The sequence below is a fragment of the Microcoleus sp. S36b_A4 genome, from assembly GCF_036700645.1.
GTDB lineage: Bacteria > Cyanobacteriota > Cyanobacteriia > Cyanobacteriales > Microcoleaceae > Microcoleus.
The window spans coordinates 1-2,313 of sequence record NZ_JAUBPI010000201.1 but is presented as its reverse complement, the minus strand read 5'-3'; the positions used below and the strand labels follow the sequence as shown (position 1 = coordinate 2,313).

General features: G+C 44.4%; 3 protein-coding genes. All 3 read left to right on the top strand.

All coding sequences use genetic code 11. The features are described from left to right. On the top strand, nucleotides 1-534 hold a 534-nt coding region (locus QUA03_RS28745; protein WP_333217112.1), incomplete at its 5' end, for a leucine-rich repeat domain-containing protein. Between the two features lie 354 nt (nucleotides 535-888). Beyond that, nucleotides 889-1,749 (top strand): leucine-rich repeat domain-containing protein, encoded by an 861-nt coding sequence (locus QUA03_RS28740; protein WP_333217110.1) that lies wholly within the window; start codon nucleotides 889-891, stop codon nucleotides 1,747-1,749. 201 nt (nucleotides 1,750-1,950) lie between these two features. Next, on the top strand, nucleotides 1,951-2,313 hold a 363-nt coding region (locus QUA03_RS28735), incomplete at its 3' end, for a leucine-rich repeat domain-containing protein (protein WP_333217108.1).

The window sequence follows — 2,313 nt, the reverse complement described above, 5'->3', positions numbered from 1 at the left end:
ATTACCTCCATCCCAGAAGCGCTCGGGCAACTATCGAATCTGAGAGAGCTTCGTCTCAATGAAAATCAGATTACCTCTATCCCAGATGCGATTGGGCAACTGTCGAATCTGACAAAGCTTAACCTCAGTGAAAATCAGATTACAGCCATCCCAGATGCGATCCGGCAACTGTCGAATCTGACAGAGCTTAATCTCAGTGAAAATCAGATTACAGCCATCCCAGATGCGATCGGGCAACTGTCAAATTTGACAAGGCTTTACCTCGGGAGCAATAAGATTACCTCCATCCCAGATATGATCGGGCAACTGTCGAATCTGAAAAACCTTTTTCTCTGGAGCAATAAGATTACAGCCATCCCAGAGGCGATCGGGCAACTGTCAAATCTGAGATGGCTTTTACTCAATGACAATCCAATTACAGCCACCCCACAGACCCTCGCCAAAGTCTCAAATCTAACAAAACTTAAACTCAGTAACAATCAAATTACAGTCATCCCAGAGGTGCTTGACCAACTGAAAAAAGGGATATCCTGATGTAGCAGCAAGGGTTCAAGCTTTAGGCTGGGAAAGTATTGTATCCCCGCCTATAACAAGGTTTTGGAGTGGGTGGAAAAATTGGGGCTATGCTCGTTTAAACCTCTAGCGGGATTTTTTCGGCGGGCTGTTAAATCTTTGTCGAAGTGAAAACAATCTAGAGGTCCGTCGGAAAAATAGCCGCCTGCCCGTCCGGCTGAGAACACTTAGACTCCTGTATCACGCGCTTGAAACTATTTAATGACCTTAGCGGTTTCAGGCTCTGGTTCAGAAAACCTGTATAACCTGACGTACCCTCTGTATTTTCAAGTCCTAGATGGGGAAACATATAAAAATCTACAGAGGTTATTCTCTATGATTCTATTAATCCTGGTTTTCCTGTTGGTGGTATCGAGTCAGTCGCAAAATAGTGAAAATGAATCTTCCTCATGGGTCGTTCAGAAACAACGGGGCGATAGTGGAAGGACATTTGCTGATTGGTGTCACGAAAAGGCTTCTTTGAGTCCTGAAACTAAACATACTGTTGAGGTGTTGTTGGAGAAAGCGGGAACTACTGAGTGCGAGGCGGCCGATCGACAACTTTCGAGTCTCACAGAACTCACCCTCGACAATAATAAAATCAGTGACATCAAACCGCTAGCATCCTTGACTAAACTGACTTACCTCTCCCTCTCCTACAATAAAATCAAGGATATCAAACCGCTAGCATCCTTGACTAACCTGGATTGGCTCAACCTCGACAAGAATCAAATCAGCGACATTAAACCGTTAGCATCCTTGATTAACCTGACTGGAATCTCCCTCGACAATAATAAAATCAGTGACATCAAACCGCTAGCATCCTTAGCTAGCCTGGGTCGGCTCTACCTCGGCAACAATAAAATCAGTGACATCAAACCGCTAGCATCCTTGACTAACCTGGTTGCGCTCGACCTCGGCAACAATAAAATCAGTGACATTAAACCGTTAGCATCCTTGACTAACCTGGGTTGGCTCTACCTCGACAACAATAAAATCAGTGACATCAAACCGCTAGCATTCTTGACTAACCTGACTGAACTCTCCCTCTACAACAATAAAATCAGTGACATCAAACCGCTAGAATCCTTGACTAAACTGACCGCTCTTTACCTCAGTGGAAATTCGAGCGCACCCAAGATTTGTCCTCTCAAGCCAGAGTTTATCTGTAAATGGGAACTAAAACCTAGCTCTTAAAACTGGAGGGTTCAGAAAATTTGTCTAACCTGACCTAGCCTTCGGGTTTGGCGTGTTAGGTATTTATAAAACCTGTTATGCAGACTGAACCTTACCCGCAACCTAGCCGTAACAGTTTCAAGCCCTAGGTTGGCAAATATCGCTTTCCAACAAGCTAAGTTCTGGTCACAATGAAACAAATGTTACTGAGAGGTAAACGACATGGGCCCAGAGGAAGTAGTGCGACTATTTGAGCAGGTTGCTGATGAAAGTTTGACTAAATTAAATTTATCGGGTTTGCAGTTGCAAGAAATACCATCGGAAATTGGCAAGTGTACGCATCTGACACGGCTTAATCTCAGCAATACTCAGATTACCTCCATCCCAGAAGCGTTAGGTCAACTGTCCGGTCTAAGATGGCTTACCCTCCGTCAGAATCAGATAACCTCCATTCCAGAAGTGATCGGACAACTCTCCAATCTGATATTGCTTGACCTCAATGAAAATCAGATTACAGCCATCCCAGATACGATCGGGCAACTGTCGAATCTGACAGAGCTTAACCTTGGTAGCAATCAGATTACC